Raw genomic sequence first — 1117 nt, 5'->3', positions numbered from 1 at the left:
GTCGACGAGGCGGTCACCCATTGGCGCGAACCGGACATGGGCATCTGGGAAGTGCGGGGCGAACCTCAGCACTTCACGTCGTCGAAGGTCATGTGCTGGGTGGCCCTGGACCGTGGCGCGAAGCTGGCCGACCTTCACGGCCGAGACAGCCATGCGCGGCGGTGGGCGGCGATCGCCGACGAGATCAAAGCCGATGTCCTCGAGCACGGAGTCGACGAAAGAGGCGTGTTCACACAGCGTTACGGCCATCCGTCTCTCGATGCCTCGACGCTCCTGATCCCGTTGCTGCGCTTCCTTCCCGCCGACGACCCGAGGGTCCGCGCGACCGTGCTCGCCGTCGCCGACGAACTGACCGACGACGGACTCGTGTTGCGCTACCGCGTCGAGACCACCGACGACGGACTCAACGGGAAGGAGGGAACCTTCACGATCTGTTCCTTCTGGCTGGTGTCGGCATTGGTGGAGATCGGCGAGGTGGAGCGCGCCGCAATGCTCTGCCATCGCCTGCTCGAGTACGCCAGCCCGCTGAAACTCTATGCGGAGGAGATCGATCCGGCGTCGGGCCGGCACCTCGGCAATTTCCCACAGGCCTTCACACATCTCGCGCAGATCAACGCCGTGGTGCATGTCGTCCGCGCCGAACACAAAGTGCAGACCGGGGAGTTCCGGCCCGGGCATCCGGCTTCCTGAGTGCAGCGGAAGGCGCTGTCGCACATACGGATCGGCTCTCCGAGTCGCAACAGTGCCGCACGACGGGGGCCGAACGCACGACAGGGAGCGTTCCGGGTCAGCGGAACCGCGACAGAAGGGCTTCCGCCTGCACGGCGATCTCACGGATCACGTCACCTGCGGGTCGCTCCGCCCGCACCGACCCGACGGCTTGCCCCGCATAGACCACGCCGATGTCGGGATCGTCGCCGGTGTAGGCCTCGGCGAGGATGTCCTCGGATTCGTCGCGGCCGTGCCACCGCTCGGTGAACGCGTTCACCAAGGCGCGTCCACCCCATCGCGACGGCCACGGCTGGTGCCTCGCCCTGTCGAACACGTCGGTGTACACGGTGTCGGCGCTCGTGGCGTCGACGATCTTGGTGCGCGCGTACACGGGGCCCACCGTTTC

1 protein-coding gene and 1 pseudogene are annotated in these 1117 nt (G+C 67.0%); one reads left to right on the top strand and one right to left on the bottom strand.

The genetic code is table 11. The annotated features are described in order from the left end of the window. Positions 1 to 690 (top strand): glycoside hydrolase family 15 protein (locus AB0H50_RS35580; RefSeq protein WP_357461683.1); only part of this gene is annotated, 690 nt, incomplete at its 5' end. A gap of 97 nt (positions 691 to 787) precedes the next feature. Here the strand turns inward: AB0H50_RS35580 and AB0H50_RS35575 are convergent. Then, a pseudogene (locus AB0H50_RS35575) lies at positions 788 to 1117 on the bottom strand (nitronate monooxygenase); the annotation flags it as partial.

The sequence above is a fragment of the Nocardia sp. NPDC050793 genome, assembly GCF_040654065.1.
Taxonomy (GTDB): Bacteria; Actinomycetota; Actinomycetes; order Mycobacteriales; family Mycobacteriaceae; genus Nocardia.
This window is presented reverse-complemented; position numbering and strand designations above follow the sequence as displayed.